Annotated in this window: 15 protein-coding genes; 8 read left to right on the plus strand and 7 right to left on the minus strand. The window is 29.1% G+C overall.

The genetic code is table 11. The features are described from left to right. Positions 1-146 precede the first annotated feature (146 nt). On the minus strand, positions 147-929 hold the full coding sequence (locus tag ABJG40_RS03900; protein WP_348023267.1) for a S1/P1 nuclease: 783 nt from the start codon (positions 927-929) through the stop codon (positions 147-149). A 122-nt stretch (positions 930-1051) separates the two neighbouring features. Between ABJG40_RS03900 and ABJG40_RS03905 the strand changes: the two genes are divergently transcribed. The 8 genes from ABJG40_RS03905 to ABJG40_RS03940 all read left to right on the plus strand — a co-directional run bounded on the left by ABJG40_RS03905 (position 1052) and on the right by ABJG40_RS03940 (position 9161). Then, entirely contained in the window at positions 1052-1912 is an 861-nt protein-coding gene (locus ABJG40_RS03905; protein ID WP_348023268.1) for an SPFH domain-containing protein, read from the plus strand. Between the two features lie 5 nt (positions 1913-1917). Next, a complete protein-coding gene (locus ABJG40_RS03910; RefSeq protein WP_348023269.1) occupies positions 1918-2076 on the plus strand; it encodes a DUF4177 domain-containing protein in 159 nt (52 codons plus the stop codon). Between the two features lies 1 nt (position 2077). Further along, positions 2078-2578, plus strand: a complete 501-nt coding sequence (locus ABJG40_RS03915; protein ID WP_348023270.1) for a hypothetical protein — start codon at positions 2078-2080, stop codon at positions 2576-2578. Then, positions 2575-3498, plus strand: a complete 924-nt coding sequence (locus tag ABJG40_RS03920) for an alpha/beta hydrolase (protein ID WP_348023271.1) — start codon at positions 2575-2577, stop codon at positions 3496-3498. The genes ABJG40_RS03915 and ABJG40_RS03920 overlap by 4 nt, the downstream gene beginning before the upstream one ends. 3 nt (positions 3499-3501) lie before the next feature. After that, on the plus strand, positions 3502-3666 hold the full coding sequence (locus ABJG40_RS03925) for an Arc family DNA-binding protein (RefSeq protein WP_348023272.1): 165 nt from the start codon (positions 3502-3504) through the stop codon (positions 3664-3666). A gap of 101 nt (positions 3667-3767) precedes the next feature. Next, positions 3768-6926, plus strand: coding sequence for a hypothetical protein (locus tag ABJG40_RS03930; RefSeq protein ID WP_348023273.1), 3159 nt, complete (start codon positions 3768-3770; stop codon positions 6924-6926). 68 nt (positions 6927-6994) lie between these two features. Further along, positions 6995-8389: a DUF819 family protein gene (locus tag ABJG40_RS03935; protein WP_348023274.1), complete on the plus strand. Its 1395-nt coding sequence runs from the start codon at positions 6995-6997 to the stop codon at positions 8387-8389. Positions 8390-8456: 67 nt separating this feature from the next. Continuing rightward, positions 8457-9161 carry a DUF4369 domain-containing protein gene (locus tag ABJG40_RS03940; RefSeq protein ID WP_348023275.1) on the plus strand — a complete coding sequence of 235 codons (705 nt, stop codon included), beginning with the start codon at positions 8457-8459 and terminating at the stop codon, positions 9159-9161. 153 nt (positions 9162-9314) lie between these two features. Here the strand turns inward: ABJG40_RS03940 and ABJG40_RS03945 are convergent, their stop codons facing one another. From ABJG40_RS03945 to ABJG40_RS03970, 6 genes are all read right to left on the minus strand, one after another. Next, positions 9315-10229 (minus strand): arginine deiminase-related protein, encoded by a 915-nt coding sequence (locus ABJG40_RS03945; RefSeq protein ID WP_348023298.1) that lies wholly within the window; start codon positions 10227-10229, stop codon positions 9315-9317. 64 nt (positions 10230-10293) lie between these two features. Then, complete coding sequence (locus tag ABJG40_RS03950) at positions 10294-11580, minus strand: citrate synthase (RefSeq protein WP_348023276.1); 1287 nt, start codon at positions 11578-11580, stop codon at positions 10294-10296. Positions 11581-11759: 179 nt separating this feature from the next. Beyond that, complete coding sequence (gene eno / locus ABJG40_RS03955; RefSeq protein ID WP_348023277.1) at positions 11760-13046, minus strand: phosphopyruvate hydratase; 1287 nt, start codon at positions 13044-13046, stop codon at positions 11760-11762. A gap of 140 nt (positions 13047-13186) precedes the next feature. Next, positions 13187-14293 carry a glutamine-hydrolyzing carbamoyl-phosphate synthase small subunit gene (gene carA, locus ABJG40_RS03960; RefSeq protein WP_348023278.1) on the minus strand — a complete coding sequence of 369 codons (1107 nt, stop codon included), beginning with the start codon at positions 14291-14293 and terminating at the stop codon, positions 13187-13189. Between the two features lie 101 nt (positions 14294-14394). Next, positions 14395-14868 (minus strand): 50S ribosomal protein L17, encoded by a 474-nt coding sequence (rplQ, locus tag ABJG40_RS03965; protein WP_348023279.1) that lies wholly within the window; start codon positions 14866-14868, stop codon positions 14395-14397. A gap of 60 nt (positions 14869-14928) precedes the next feature. Further along, positions 14929-15921: a DNA-directed RNA polymerase subunit alpha gene (locus ABJG40_RS03970; protein ID WP_348023280.1), complete on the minus strand. Its 993-nt coding sequence runs from the start codon at positions 15919-15921 to the stop codon at positions 14929-14931. Positions 15922-15973: the final 52 nt, after the last annotated feature.

Here is a 15973-nt window from a genome sequence, read left to right on the forward strand (position 1 = left end):
GTTAGCTGTTTTTCTGTTGTTTTTTTACAAGAAAATAAAATTGATAAACAGCATAAAGCGAAAATGTATTTTTTAATCATACTCTAAAACTACAAATAAGATTTTTTATACTAAAATATTTAGCAAATCATTAACTAAAAAAAAATCTAAGAGAAAATATCATTTAAAATTTTTGCCAAACGAATTCCTCCTTTTTGTAATTGTGTTCTTACAATTCCAAAATTATCATAAGAATATCTATAACGTAAATTCTCTCCTACTTTAGCAGATTTATAAACTTCTACAGTTAGTTTATGAACTTCATTTACCCAATCTACAATAGATCCTTTTTCTATAGCTTGTACTTGTTTTTTAGATAAATATTTAGCATTGTTAGCCAACTCAATATAACTCATATCCCAATCTTCAATCATGTTTTCATCCCAAACTCTATGTAAGTTTGTTCCGCGTCCAAACCATTGTACTTGTATTGTGTTACCTCCTTTATCTTCTCTTCTTCCAATATGCATTGGTTGGTGTAAATCTCCAACAAAATGAACTAATAATTTTAAATGAAATTCTTTGTCTTCATCAGAACTATTTTTATCTTTTAAAACTTCTATACATTTTTCAATTCCTGTAACTAAATCTCCTTGCGGGTTTTTCTTAGCAGTTTCATAAGTTTCATCAAAATCCATATTGATATAATGCATTGGATAATACTTACTATATTTTCTATCAGATTTTATTTCATCTGCATATGTAGAAACAAACGCTAGACTTTGTCCTTTTAAAATTTTATCTATCTTTTTCTTTGCTCTTTTTGTTAAATATTCTTGTGCAATTTGCCCTGTAGCTCTATGTCCGTTTTTTCCCCAATCATCTGATTTTTTTTCAGATACGTTAGAAAAAAACAGAAAAGAAATCATCATAAATAATTTAATCTTCATCTTTAAATAATATTATAAATTCTACGCTAAAGTATAAAATATATCTCTAAATATTTGGAAATCAATAAAAAATAATTATATCTTTGTGATATCGTTTTAATATCGTAACAAATTCAATATATATGAAAGCAGAAAAAATTATTAAACCCGCAAATGGTTATTTAATGTTACTAATCGTTTTATTGTTATTCTTTGGCGGAATTACATTCATCATTAAAAAAGAAAGTCCATTGTATTTGTTACCAACACTTCTTGGTTTTATAGGCTTTTTTGGTTTTATATTGGTAAACCCTAATACTTCTAAAGTAATTTTATTGTTTGGTAAATATGTAGGTACTATAAAAGAAAATGGTTTGTATTGGGCAAATCCTTTATTCAGAAAAAAAACAATATCATTAAGAGCAAGTAATTTTGATAGCGAACGTTTAAAAGTAAACGACAAATTAGGAAACCCTGTAATGATTTCAACTATTTTAGTTTGGCGAGTTACAGATACCTACAAAGCTGCTTTTGATGTTGATAATTATGAAAATTTTGTACGTGTACAAACAGATGCTGCTGTTAGAAAATTAGCAAGCATGTATCCTTATGATAATTTTGCAGATGAAGGCCATACAGAAGATATTACTTTACGTTCTAGTGTTAATGAAGTATCTGAAGCTTTAGAAAAAGAAATTGAAGAGCGTTTGGCTATTGCTGGTATAGAAGTTTTAGAAGCAAGAATTGGGTATTTAGCATATGCACAAGAAATTGCAAGCGCTATGTTAAAAAGACAACAAGCAACTGCAATTGTAGCGGCAAGACATAAAATTGTTGAAGGTGCTGTAAGTATGGTCGAAATGGCTTTAGAAGAACTAAATAAAAAAGATATTGTTGAGTTAGATGAAGAGCGTAAAGCTGCGATGGTTAGTAACTTAATGGTTATTTTATGTGGTGATAAAGAAGCTTCACCAGTATTAAACACAGGAACTTTAAGTCATTAAAATATATGAAAGAATATAAATTAATACAGCCAAAATTAGGTTTTAGAAATAGATTTCAAAATTTTGAAGATTTATTAAACCAATATGCCAGAGAAGGTTGGCGAGTAATAGAAATTCACCAAGGATGGTCTGCTGTTCTTTTTGAAAGAGACAAAAATAGATAAAATGAAAATTTTTAAAGAAGAGCAACGTTTTACACAAACTTGGTTAATTGTAGTATTAGCATTTAGTGTTATTGTACCAATTACAGTTATTACAAAAGAATATTTAGAGAAAGATTCTAATATGTCTACCAATAAATTTATAATAACATTAGCAGGTGTATTAATATCTATTTCACTTATCTTCTTTTTTAAACTAACAACAAGAATAGATGAAAAAGGGATTCACTATCAATTCTTCCCTTTTCATTTTTCTATAAAACTAATTCCTTGGCATGAGATTTCTAAAGCAGGAATTAGAACCTATTTTCCTATTAGTGAATTTGGCGGTTGGGGATTAAAAGGTGGTTTCTTTTTTAACAAAGGAAGAGGAAAAGCTATTAATGTTTCTGGGGATATTGGCATTCAATTAGTGCTTAAAAATGGTGAAAAACTATTAATAGGAACTCAAAAAAAAGAAGAAGCTAAACAAGTTTTAGAAACTTATAAAAATAAATTATCATGATTCGTATTATTTCTTATTTAGTAATTACAATTTTTGGAGTGGCAGTTTCTTTAGCACAAGTAAAAACTGAAGAAGTTTTATTGAAAAACGGAGTTATAGAGTTACCAGGTACTTTAACATTTACACAAGAAAAATCGCCATTAATTATTTGGGTGCATGGTTCTGGAAATGTAGATAGAAATGGAAATCAGCAACCTATAATTAAAGCAAATTATATTAAACAATTTAGAGATAGTATCAACAAAAAAGGGATTGCTTTTTATAGTTATGATAAACGTACATCAAACATAAAAAATAAAGAAAGTCTTTTAAAAGGAGTGACGTTTTTAGATTATGTTACAGATTTACAAAAAGCAATTACTCATTTTAAAAATGACAAACGTTTTTCTAAAATCATTTTGTTAGGTCATAGCCAAGGTTCTTTAGTAGCTATGTTAACTGCAAAAGAAGTAGATCAATTTATTTCTGTTGCTGGTGCAGGTATGAGTGCAGATAAAGTAATTATAAAACAGATTCAAGAAAAAGCACCTTTTTTAGATTCTATAACACAAGCTCACTTTAAGGAATTAGCAAAAACTGGCGAAATAAAAGAAATAAATCCAATGTTACTTTCTATTTTTGCTAAACAGAATCAATCTTTTTTAAGTTCTTGGATTCAATTTAATCCATCAAAAGAAATTGAAAAAATTACCATTCCAACCTTAATTATTAATGGTGATAGTGATTTACAAGTAAAAATAACTGATGCAGAAATTTTACATAGTTCTAATAAAAATTCTAAATTAGTAATTATAAAAAAAATGAATCATGTTTTAAAAAAAGTGAATACGGTAACAGAAAATCAATCTTCATATTTAAAAGCAGATTTTCCCTTATCACAAAAACTAATAGAAACTATTGTAAATTTTGTTAACCAATAAATTATGGCTAAGAAAAAAGCATTTGCATTACGGATGAATGAAGACATGATGAAAGCTATTGAAAGATGGGCTGCAGATGAGTTTCGCTCTACAAACGGACAAATAGAATGGATCTTAATGCAATCTCTTAAAAATGCAAAAAGAGAGCCTAAAAAAAAGGATGAATAAAATAATTTAAACAAAAATGTTAAAAAAACGCTCAATTTATATTGAGCGTTTTCTATTTTGTATCTTGTTGCCTTCAAACTTAATTCAATAAAATTTTAACAATGAAAAAACTAATTACTTTTATTTTTCTATGTGCTTCCTCTCTATTGTTTTCGCAAGAATTTTCAATGGATTTAGTAAAAAACATGAAACCTAGAAATATTGGTCCTGGTGGAATGTCTGGACGTGTAACTTCTATTGATGTTGTAGAATCTAACCCAGAAATAATGTATGTAGGTACAGCTTCTGGTGGTATCTGGAAATCTACTTCTGGTGGTATTAAATGGGAACCTATTTTTGAAAAAGAACTAACAGCTTCTATTGGTGCTATTGCCATTCAACAATCTAACCCAAGTGTAATTTGGGCAGGTACAGGAGAAGGTAACCCAAGAAATAGTTTAAATGGTGGTTTTGGTATTTATAAATCTTTAGATGCTGGTAAAACTTGGACAGCTATGGGATTAGAAAAAACCAGACATATTCATAGAGTAATTATAGATCCATCAAACCCAAATATTGTGTATGCTGCTGCAATAGGATCTCCTTGGGGAGAACATAAAGAACGTGGTGTTTACAAAACTACAGATGGTGGTAGAACTTGGAAACAGATTTTGTTTAATAATACTAAAACAGGAGCTGCAGATTTAATTATGGATCCTAAAAATCCTAATAAATTAATTGCTTCTATGTGGGAACACAAACGTGATCCTTGGTTTTTTAAATCAGGAGGAAAAGGTTCTGGTTTATACATTACACATGATGGTGGAGAAAACTGGAAAAAAATTACAGAAAAAGAAGGTTTTCCTAAAGGAGAATTGGGTAGAATTGGTGTAGCAATTGCACCAAATAATCCTGATGTAATTTATGCCTTAGTAGAAGCAAAAAAGAATGCTTTATACAAAAGTGAAGATGGTGGTTTTAAATGGAAAAAAATTAACGATAAACCAGGTATTGGAAACAGACCTTTTTATTATTCAGAAATTTATGTAGATCCACAAAACGAAAACAGGGTTTTTTCTGTATTTACTTATGTAAATGTATCACAAGATGGTGGTAAGAACTTTCAACAATTAATGCCAGCTTATAGCGCAAATAATGGTATACATCCAGATCATCATGCTTGGTGGATTCACCCTAAGAATGGTAAATTTATGATTGATGGAAATGATGGTGGTCTAAATATTACAAAAGATGGTGGTAAAACTTGGCGTTTTATTGGTAATATTCCTGTAGCACAATTTTATCACATAAATGTGGATAATGAATATCCTTATAATGTTTATGGTGGAATGCAAGACAATGGTTCTTGGAGAGGTCCTGCTTATGTTTGGAAAGCTCAAGGAATTCGTAATTCTTACTGGCAAGAAATTAGTTTTGGTGATGGTTTTGATGTAGTACCAGACAAAGATAATTCACGTTATGGTTGGTCTATGAGTCAGCAAGGTTCTGTAGTAAGATATGATTATCTTACTGGTAACAATTACAGTGTAAAACCTACACATAAAGATGCAAATGTAAAATTACGTTTCAATTGGAATGCAGCCATAAATATGGATCCTTTTGATAATAATACTTTATATTTTGGTAGTCAATTTGTACATAAATCTACTGACAAAGGATTGACTTGGAAAGTAATTTCTCCAGATTTATCTACTAATGATCCAGAAAAATTAAAACAAGCAGAAAGTGGTGGTTTAACTATGGATGCAACTGGAGCAGAAAACCATTGTACAATACTTGTAATTGAACCTACAGAATTAGAAAAAGATGTTTTATGGGCTGCTACCGATGATGGACAAGTGCACATCACAAAAAATGGTGGAACAAACTGGACAAACGTTTCTAAAAACTTAAAAGGTTTACCAACTAATAGTTGGATAACTCAAATAAAAGCGTCAAACAAAAACAAAGGTGAAGCTTTGTTAATTGCTAATGATTACAGGCGTTTTAATTATACGCCTTATGCATACAGAACAAAAAATTACGGTAAATCTTGGGAACGTATTGTAGATGAAAATGATGTACAAAGCTATACGCTTTGTATTATAGAAGATCCTTTAAATAAAAACTTATTGTTTTTAGGTACAGATGATGGTTTATATATTTCTATTAATGCTGGTAAAAAATGGACTAAATGGACCAATGGATTTCCTACAGTTCCTGTAAAAGATTTAGTAATTCATCCAAGAGAAAACGATTTAATTATTGGTACTTTTGGAAGAGCAGCTTGGGTTTTAGATGATATAAAACCTTTAAGAGCAATGGCAAATGGTAAAACTATATTTTCAAAGAAATTGGAGTTATTTGAACCTGCAGTGGCATATCAACATGCATCTCAACAACCAACAGGAAGTAGGTTTGGTGCAGATGCAATGTATCAAGGAGAAAATAGAAAACGTGGGGCTATAATTTCTTATTACATTAATAAACCAAAGGTTGATAAAAAAGTAAAAAATAAAATTAAATACGATTCTATTCAATTAGAAATTTTTGATGGTACAAAGTTAATAAGAACATTAAAAATGAAAACTCCAAAAGAAAATGGAATTCACAAAACAACTTGGTATTTAAGAGAAAAAGGAGTTGCAAGACCTTCTAGAGCCATTAGAAAATCTAAAAGAGAACCTTCTGGAGTAAATGTGAAACCTGGTATTTATAAGTTAAAGATGACTTTTGGCAATGTTATTTCTGAACAAAATATTAAAGTTCAGTCTGACCCTAGATTACAAATTTCTAACATTGCTATCAATCAAAAATATAATGCTAGTAAAGTACTAGAATCTTATCAAGAAAAAATGGCTAATGTGGTTAAACAATTGATAGAGAGTAAAAATACAGCTACTGCTTTTAAAACTAAATTAGTAAAAGAAGACAAGAAAAAATATAAAGTAGCAATAAAATCATCTACAGATATTATTAAAAAAATAGATACATTAATTGCATTATATATTGGTAAAGTAGATAAAAGACAAGGAATTACAAGAAATCCAGAGGTAAATGTTTACCAACGTTTTAATTTAGCCAGAAGATATGTATATTCACGTTTTGGAGAGCAAACATCTACAGAAAAGGTTTTGGTAAATCAATTTAAAAACGACTTAAAAAGCACCTTAGAAAAAACAAATTCTTTCTTTAATTTAGATTGGATTTCATACCAAAACAATATAGAAAATATTAAAATCTCTCCTTTTAAAGAAACTAAACGATTTATTATTGATTAGTTTCTTTAAAAAATAAATATTTAATTAAAAAATCTAAATTCGCTTATTTATTATCATAAAATCATTCAATGAATATTTCAGAAATCAATAATGATATTCCTTTATTTGCAAACGACACTATTATTTTTGGTGTTTTATGTGTTATTTTGGCAGGAATTTTTTATACATCAACACAAAAAACTTTTAGTAAATTTTACAAATATGTCCCTGCACTTTTATTGTGTTATTTTGTTCCCTCAATTTTTAGTTCTTTAGGTATTATTGCTGATAAGTGGATTGATGTACAAGCAACAATTTCACATTTAAGTTCCTTATATGGTAACTTAGAAGGTGTAACAGATTTAGCATCTTTAAAAGCTTATGTAACTACTAATAATATAGATAGTTCTGTATATGCTCAATTTTCTGGAGGCAGTAAACTTTATTATGTTTCTTCTCGATTTTTATTACCAGCTTCTTTAGTATTATTAACCTTAAGTATCGATTTAAAAGGGGTTTTTAAATTAGGTCCTAAAGCTTTAATTATGTTTTTAACAGCAACTTTTGGTGTTATGATTGGAGGTCCTTTAGCTATAGTTTTCTTTAAATATGTTGCACCAGATATTTTAGTTCAAGTAGAGGGTACAGAACTTTGGAAAGGTTTATCTACTGTTGCAGGAAGTTGGATTGGTGGTGGTGCAAACCAATTAGCTATGAAAGAACAATGGGAAGTTAGTGATAGTCTATTTAGTATTATGGCTGTAGTAGATGTATTAGTTGCAGAAGTGTGGATGGCATTCTTACTTTTAGGAGTTGCAAAATCTGATGCTATTGATAAATGGTTTAAAGCAGATAATTCTTCTATTACAAGTCTAAAAAACAAAATGGAGAAGTTTACATTAGAGTCTGCTAGAGTTCCGTCATTTAATGATTTAATTATCCTTTTAGGAATTGCTTTTGGGGTAACTGCTATTGGACATATAGTTGGTGATAATTTAGGAAGATATATTGCAGAAAATATTCCGTTTTTAGTTGATTTTGGTTTGGGAAGTTCATTCTTTTGGTTGATAATTTCTGCAACCACAATTGGAATCTTTTTATCTTTTACAAAAGTAAAAAGTTATGAAGGTGCAGGAGCAAGCAAAATAGGAACCGTTTTTATTTACATTTTAGTAGCATCTATTGGTATGAAAATGAATTTAAATGCCATTGTGGAAAATATAAGTTTATTTGCAATTGGTTTTGTTTGGATGATTATTCATGTAAGTTTACTATTTTTAGTTGCAAAACTTATAAAAGCACCTTATTTCTTCTTAGCTGTAGGATCTAAGGCAAATATTGGTGGTGCAGCATCTGCCCCTGTTGTTGCAGGTGCATTTCACCCATCTTTAGCTCCTGTTGGAGTTTTACTAGCTGTTCTTGGTTATGCTTTAGGAACTTATGGAGCGTTCTTTTGTGCATTAATGATGAAATGGGTTAGTTAAATTTTATACTATTTTAGTAGACATTAACTTAATAAAAATGCATATTTGCAATCGAAATTTAAGATTTATGAAGAAAATTATTACACTTTTAGTCCTTTCTATTTTAATTAATGCATGTTCCTCTAAAAAACAAGGAAACATGATTGTACAAGGACAAATTAAAGGACTTAAAAAGGGTACTTTATATCTTCAGAAAATGAAAGACACTCTTTTAGTTTCTGTAGATTCTATAAAATTATTAGGTAGTGACAAATTTACATTAACAGACCATATAGAATCACCTGTTTTATACTATTTAACTTTTGATGGAAATACAACTGATAAAAGAATTTTATTCTTTGGTGAACAAGGAGCTATTACGATTAATGATAATGTAGAAAAATTTGGTTATACTCCAGAAATAACTGGTTCTAAAAACCAAGAACTTTTAGATAAATATACAAAAGTTAAGAAAAAGTTTCAAAACCAACGTTTAGAATTTGTTAAAAAAGACTTTGATGCAAAAAAAGCAAATGACATGGATTTAGTTACTCAATTAGAAAAAGATTACTTAAAACTAGCTAAAAAAAGAATTTTATACACAACAAACTTTGCGATTACAAATGCAGATAATGAAGTTGCCCCTTATATTGCATTAACAGAAATGTATGATGCTAGTTTAAAAATGTTAGATACCGTTAATAATTCTTTATCAGCTAAAGTTAAAAATTCTGTTTACGGTAAAAGTTTTCAAGAGTATATAAATAAAATTAAAGTAACTGAGAAGCAATAAATGATTTCTTCTAATTTATTAAAAACCGAGCAATATGCTCGGTTTTTTTGTTTAAAACAATTTTTTATTGTTGATTTTTTACTAGCTCAATGAATAAATGGTAAATTCATTAAAAAAGACTTTATAATAGTTTAAATTAATAAATTATTATACTTAATCTCTTATTAACGGTAAAGTTGAACATCTTAACAAACCTTCTTGTTTTGCTATTTCTGAGTAAGGTACTTCTTCTACAGTAAAACCTTTTTTTCTAAGCCAAGTATTTAGTCTTAAAAAATTATTTTCAGAAATTATTACTTCTTCAGAAATTGAAAAAATATTACTATTCATGTTATACATTTCTTCTTTTGTAATTTCAAAAACGTTCTCTTTTCCAAAGAAATTTAACAGCCATTCATATTCACTTTTAACTAAAAAACCATTTTTATGAAGAATAGCTTTATCTTTTCCTATTGGTTGAAAACAACAATCTAGATGCAATGCATTTTCTTTTGCATTTGTATTCGATTTTCTTAACTCAAAAGACTTTACTATTTTATTTGGGAATAATTCTTGAATTGCAATTACTGCATCTATATTTGTACGAGCAGTTATATAATCTGCATAATCGCTACCAGAATATGTCCCTATAAAAATATAGTCATTCCAAGGCATCACATCTCCTCCTTCTACATGACATTCTTGTGGTAAAACAATTACATTTTCTTTATTTATTTGAGAAATTACTTTATCTATTGCCTTATACTCTCTTTCTCTATCTGGAAGAATATTTGCTTCTACAAAAACATCATCAATAACAAATGCAATATCTCTAGAAAAAATTTGATTGTAATTTTCAATAATTTCTGGTCTAAATACTTTTACATTATATTTTTCAAAAACTTCTGCTACAGCTTCTATTTCTTTAATCATGTCTTTTTCTTTAGGGTAAGTTCTTGCTAAAACATGCTCTACACTTTTAGGATCGTAACAATCTTGAACTTTAGGAACAGGTCCATTACTAATAGCGGTTCCTAAAATAACTGCTCTTAATCTTGAAGTCTCGTTTTTAATATTAAGTTGCAACATATATTTAATAGATAAAAAAAGCTTCATAAAATATGAAGCTTTTTTTTTGTAAATGTAGTAAAATTTATCTTTTATTTATGTCTGTAAAATCTCTTAAATTTTTTCCAGTATAAATTTGTCTTGGACGTCCTATTGGTTCTTTTTTCAATCTCATTTCTTTCCATTGAGCAATCCAACCTGGCAAACGACCTAGTGCAAACATTACTGTAAACATATCTGTAGGAATTCCCATAGCTCTATAAATAATACCTGAATAGAAATCTACATTTGGATACAGTTTTCTATCTACAAAATAAGGATCGTTTAAAGCTTCTTGTTCTAATCCTTTTGCTATTTCTAAAATAGGATCATTAACACCTAAATCATTTAATACTTCATCTGCAGCTATTTTAATGATTTTTGCTCTTGGGTCAAAGTTTTTATAAACTCTATGTCCAAATCCCATTAATCTAAAAGGATCATTTTTATCTTTAGCTTTAGCCATGTATTTTTTTGTATCTCCTCCATCAGCATTAATTGCTTCTAACATTTCTAAAACGGCTTGATTAGCTCCACCATGTAATGGACCCCAAAGTGCAGAAATACCTGCTGATAAAGATGCAAATAAACCTGCGTGAGAAGACCCCACGATTCTTACTGTAGAAGTAGAACAGTTTTGTTCATGATCTGCATGTAGAATTAATAATTTATCTAAAGCGTTTTTAATGATTGGGTTAACTTCAAAATCTTCATTAGGTTGTTTAAACATCATGTACATTAAGTTCTCTACATAACCTAAGTTTTTTCTACCATAATTAAGGTGTAAACCATTTTTCTTACGCATTGTCCAAGCAACTAAAACAGGAAATTTTGCTAAAATTCTAACAATAGCAGCATACATTTCTTCCCTAGAGTTAATGTCTACAGAAGAAGGATTAAATGCTGTTAAGGCACTTGTTAGGGAAGATAAAACTCCCATTGGGTGAGCATTTCTTGGAAATGCCTCAATAATTTTTCTTACATCATCATCAACAATAGCATGATCCTTTATATCATTTTCAAATTTAGCTAACTCATCTTTATTTGGTAAATCACCAAATATTAAAGCGTAAGCTACTTCTAAAAAATCTGCTTTATCAGCTAAATCTTCAATTGAATACCCTCTATAACGTAAAATTCCTTTTTCTCCATCTAAAAAAGTAATAGCACTTTCGCAAGAACCTGTATTCTTGTACCCAGGATCTATAGTTATTACTCCATTTGTTGCAGTTCTAAGAGTTTTAATATTAATTGCAACTTCATTTTCTGTTCCTTTTACTAATGGAAATTCAAATGAATCACCTCCAATTTGTAATTTAGCTATTTCTGACATTTAATAATGATTTATTGTTGTGTTGTTTAGTTTTGCGAAGTTACCAATTTTTATAGGATTTTGAAAGGATGTTATAATAGTTTTTAGATATTTTAAGATAACATTAATTTATATGTGAAATTCATAAAAAAAACCTCATAATTACTTATGAGGTTTTAATATAATTTAAAAAAAGTTGTTTAGATTTTAAATGCTTTTTCTTTTGGGAAATAAGCCGTTTCACCTAATTCTTCTTCAATACGTAATAATTGATTATATTTTGCCATTCTATCAGAACGAGAAGCAGAACCTGTTTTTATTTGACCACAATTTAATGCTACTGCTAAATCTGCAATAGTATTATCTTCAGTTTCTCCAGATCTGTGAGACATTACAGAAGTATATCCAGCATTTTTTGCCATATTAACTGCTGCAATAGTTTCAGTTAAAGAACCTATTTGGTTTACTTTAATTAGTATTGAGTTTGCAATACCTTCTTTAATACCTCTAGATAAACGCTCTACATTAGTTACAAATAAATCATCACCAACTAATTGTACTTTATCTCCAATTAATTCAGTAAGGTATTTTGTTCCTTCCCAATCATTTTCATCCATTCCATCTTCAATAGAAATAATTGGATATTTATTTGCTAATTCTGCTAAATATTCTGCTTGTTCATTTGAAGTTCTAATAACACCTTTATCTCCTTCGAATTTAGTGTAATCATATTTTCCATCTACAAAGAACTCTGCAGAAGCACAGTCTAAAGCAATTTTAATTTCATCACCAAATGAATATCCAGCATTTTTAACAGCTAAAGCTATTGTTTCAATTGCATCTTCTGTTCCGTCTAAAGTTGGTGCAAAACCTCCTTCATCTCCAACAGCTGTAGATAAATTTCTATCATGCAATACTTTCTTTAAGTTATGAAAAATTTCAGAACCCATTTTCATAGCTTGAGAAAAAGTTTCAGCTTTAACTGGCATAACCATAAATTCTTGAAATGCAATTGGTGCATCTGAGTGAGAACCTCCATTAATGATATTCATCATTGGAACAGGTAAAGTATTAGCAGAAACACCACCAACATATCTGTATAAAGGCATACCTAACTCATTAGCAGCAGCTTTAGCAGCAGCTAGAGAAACTCCTAAAATTGCATTAGCACCTAATTTAGATTTATTTGGAGTACCATCTAAATCTATCATTAATTTATCGATAGAATTTTGTTCAAATACAGAAGTTCCTAATAATTCTGGAGCTATAATATTATTTACATTTTCTACTGCTTTTAAAACACCTTTACCCATGTAATCACTACCTCCGTCTCTTAATTCTACAGCTTCATGTTCTCCGGTAGAAGCTCCAGATGGAACTGCTGCTCTACCTAAAACACCATTTTCTGTTGTTACATCTACTTCTACTGTTGGATTTCCTCTTGAATCAAAAATCTGACGTGCATGAACGCTAATTATAATACTCATTTTATTGTAATTTATTTAATTTATGTCTTTATTTTATATTTGCTAAATTACGAAATATAGCACATTTACACTTTGTTTAAATCAGTTAGTTACGAAAACGTTTTCTACTTAAAAAAAAATTATAATTCTAATTTTTAAACTTATTTAGATGACTTTATATTCGCAATAAATTGATCAAACAAATATTCAGAATCATGAGGTCCTGGGCTTGCTTCTGGGTGATATTGAACAGAAAATGCATTTTTATTTTTAATACGTATACCAGCTACTGTATGATCGTTTAAATGAACATGAGTAATTTCTACATTATCGCTTGCTTCTGTTTCTTTTCTATTAATTGCAAAACCATGATTTTGAGAAGTAATTTCTCCTTTGCCTGTTAATAAATTTTTAACTGGATGATTTATTCCTCTATGCCCATTGTGCATTTTATAAGTAGAAATACCGTTTGCCAAAGCAATTACTTGATGTCCTAAACAGATACCAAATAAAGGTAAATCTCTTTTTACAATTTCTTTAGCTACTTTTTGTGCATCTACTAATGGTTCTGGATCACCAGGTCCATTTGAGATAAAATATCCATCAGGATTAAAAGATGACAAATCTTCAAAAGAAGAATTGTAAGGAAATACTTTAATACAAGCTCCTCTTTTAGCTAAGTTTCTTAAAATATTCTTTTTAATACCTATGTCTAAAGCAGAAATTTTAATTTCAGCATTTTCATCACCTATAAAATAAGGTTCTTTGGTAGAAACTTTCGATGCTAATTCTAAGCCTTCCATACTTGGTACTTGAGCTAATTGCTGTTTTAATCCTTCAATATTGTCTATTTCAGTAGAAATAATAGCATTCATTGCTCCATTATCTCTAATATATGAAACTAAGGCTCTTGTGTCTACATCGGAAATGGCAACTAAATTGTGTTCTAGAAACCAATCTTTTAAATTTCCATCGGAATCTACACGAGAATGTGTAAAACTAAAATTTCTACAAATTAATCCAGAAATTTTAATTCCATCAGATTCTACTTCTTCATTATTTACCCCATAATTACCAATATGAGCATTAGTAGCTACCATTAACTGACCGAAATAAGAAGGATCTGTAAATATTTCTTGGTAACCTGTCATACCTGTATTAAAACAAATTTCTCCAGTAGATGTTCCTTCAATTCCTACAGATTTTCCATAAAAAATTGTTCCGTCTGCTAGTAAAACGAGTGCTTTTTTTCTTGTTTGATATTTCATTGATAGTGGTTATTGTTGTTGTGTTACGTAATACAAAAATATAAAAAAAGGGATAAACGTAAACGTTTATCCCTTTTATATAATTAAAAAATTATCATTTTTTATTCTTCAGATTTTTCTTCTGTTGCTACTTCTTCAACTTGAGCTGAATCTGCTTTTTTGCTTCTTCCTCTACGAGTTGATTTTTTAGCTTTTTTACCTTTAGGATTATAGATTTCGTTGTAATCAACTAATTCTACCATTGCCATAGGAGCATTATCTCCTTGACGATTTCCTAATTTAATAATACGAACATAACCTCCAGGTCTGTCTCCAACCTTTACAGAAATTTCTTTAAATAATTCTGTAACTGCAAATTTATCACGTAAATAAGAAAATACTACACGTCTGTTATGAGTTGTATCTGACTTAGATTTTGTAATTAATGGTTCAACAAAAACTCTTAAAGCTTTTGCTTTTGCAACAGTTGTATTAATACGCTTGTGTTCTATTAAAGAGCAAGTCATATTAGCTAACATCGCCTTTCTATGCGAAGTTGTTCTTCCTAAATGGTTGTGTTTTTTTCCGTGTCTCATTACGTTTGTTTTATACTTTCATCTTGCATCTACCCTTTTTGAGGAGCAAAATATGAAAGATTAATCTCTATCTAATTTATATTTTGTTAAATCCATTCCGAAACTTAAGCCTTTAACAATAACTAATTCTTCTAGTTCAGTTAAAGATTTTTTACCAAAGTTTCTAAATTTCATTAAATCGCTTTTGTTAAAAGAAACTAAATCTCCTAATGTATCTACTTCTGCAGCTTTTAAACAATTTAAAGCTCTAACAGATAAATCCATATCGATTAATCTAGTTTTTAATAATTGACGCATATGTAATGATTCTTCATCATATGTTTCAGTTTGTGCAATTTCATCTGCCTCTAAAGTGATACGCTCATCAGAGAATAACATAAAGTGGTGGATTAATATTTTTGCAGCTTCTGTTAATGCATCTTTAGGGTTTATTGAACCATCTGTATCAATATCAAAAACTAATTTTTCATAATCTGTTTTTTGCTCAACACGATAATTTTCAATTGCATATTTTACATTCTTAATTGGTGTGTAAATAGAATCAGTAAAAATTGTTCCTATTGGTGCTGAAGCTTTTTTATTTTCTTCAGCAGGAACAAAACCTCTACCTTTTTCTATTGTAATTTCAGCATTTAACTTTACAGATTTATCCATATTACAGATTACTAAATCTGGGTTTAAAACTTGAAAGCCAGAAATAAATTTCTGTAAGTCTCCAGCTGTAAACTGTTCTTGACCAGACAGTGATATAGAAACCGTTTCTCTATCATTTTCATCTATTTGTTTCTTAAAACGTACTTGTTTTAAGTTTAAAATAATTTCTGTAACATCTTCTACGATTCCAGGAACTGTTGAAAATTCATGCTCAACACCATCAACTCTTAATGATGTAATTGCAAATCCTTCTAAAGAAGATAATAAAACTCTTCTTAAAGCATTACCTACTGTTAAACCAAAACCTGGTTCTAAAGGTCTAAATTCAAATCTTCCAGAAAAATCTGTAGATTCAATCATTATTACTTTATCAGGTTTTTGAAAATTTAAAATTGCCATTTTTTTCTTCGTTTTAATTGTTATTTAGTTGCGCGGTTTATAAGTGTGAAGA

The sequence above is a fragment of the Polaribacter sp. genome (assembly GCF_039939415.1).
Classification (GTDB): Bacteria; Bacteroidota; Bacteroidia; order Flavobacteriales; family Flavobacteriaceae; genus Polaribacter.

Excerpts from the sequence above, each read along its gene's own strand:
- eno (WP_348023277.1), bottom strand. The coding sequence starts at position 13,046 with ATGAGTATTATAATTAGCGTTCATGCACGTCAGATTTTTGATTCAAGA.
- ABJG40_RS03925 (WP_348023272.1), top strand. The coding sequence starts at position 3,502 with ATGGCTAAGAAAAAAGCATTTGCATTACGGATGAATGAAGACATGATG.
- ABJG40_RS03900 (WP_348023267.1), bottom strand. The coding sequence starts at position 929 with ATGAAGATTAAATTATTTATGATGATTTCTTTTCTGTTTTTTTCTAAC.
- ABJG40_RS03935 (WP_348023274.1), top strand. The coding sequence starts at position 6,995 with ATGAATATTTCAGAAATCAATAATGATATTCCTTTATTTGCAAACGAC.
- ABJG40_RS03940 (WP_348023275.1), top strand. The coding sequence starts at position 8,457 with ATGAAGAAAATTATTACACTTTTAGTCCTTTCTATTTTAATTAATGCA.
- carA (WP_348023278.1), bottom strand. The coding sequence starts at position 14,293 with ATGAAATATCAAACAAGAAAAAAAGCACTCGTTTTACTAGCAGACGGA.
- ABJG40_RS03920 (WP_348023271.1), top strand. The coding sequence starts at position 2,575 with ATGATTCGTATTATTTCTTATTTAGTAATTACAATTTTTGGAGTGGCA.
- ABJG40_RS03970 (WP_348023280.1), bottom strand. The coding sequence starts at position 15,921 with ATGGCAATTTTAAATTTTCAAAAACCTGATAAAGTAATAATGATTGAA.
- ABJG40_RS03950 (WP_348023276.1), bottom strand. The coding sequence starts at position 11,580 with ATGTCAGAAATAGCTAAATTACAAATTGGAGGTGATTCATTTGAATTT.
- ABJG40_RS03930 (WP_348023273.1), top strand. The coding sequence starts at position 3,768 with ATGAAAAAACTAATTACTTTTATTTTTCTATGTGCTTCCTCTCTATTG.
- rplQ (WP_348023279.1), bottom strand. The coding sequence starts at position 14,868 with ATGAGACACGGAAAAAAACACAACCATTTAGGAAGAACAACTTCGCAT.
- ABJG40_RS03910 (WP_348023269.1), top strand. The coding sequence starts at position 1,918 with ATGAAAGAATATAAATTAATACAGCCAAAATTAGGTTTTAGAAATAGA.
- ABJG40_RS03945 (WP_348023298.1), bottom strand. The coding sequence starts at position 10,229 with ATGTTGCAACTTAATATTAAAAACGAGACTTCAAGATTAAGAGCAGTT.
- ABJG40_RS03905 (WP_348023268.1), top strand. The coding sequence starts at position 1,052 with ATGAAAGCAGAAAAAATTATTAAACCCGCAAATGGTTATTTAATGTTA.
- ABJG40_RS03915 (WP_348023270.1), top strand. The coding sequence starts at position 2,078 with ATGAAAATTTTTAAAGAAGAGCAACGTTTTACACAAACTTGGTTAATT.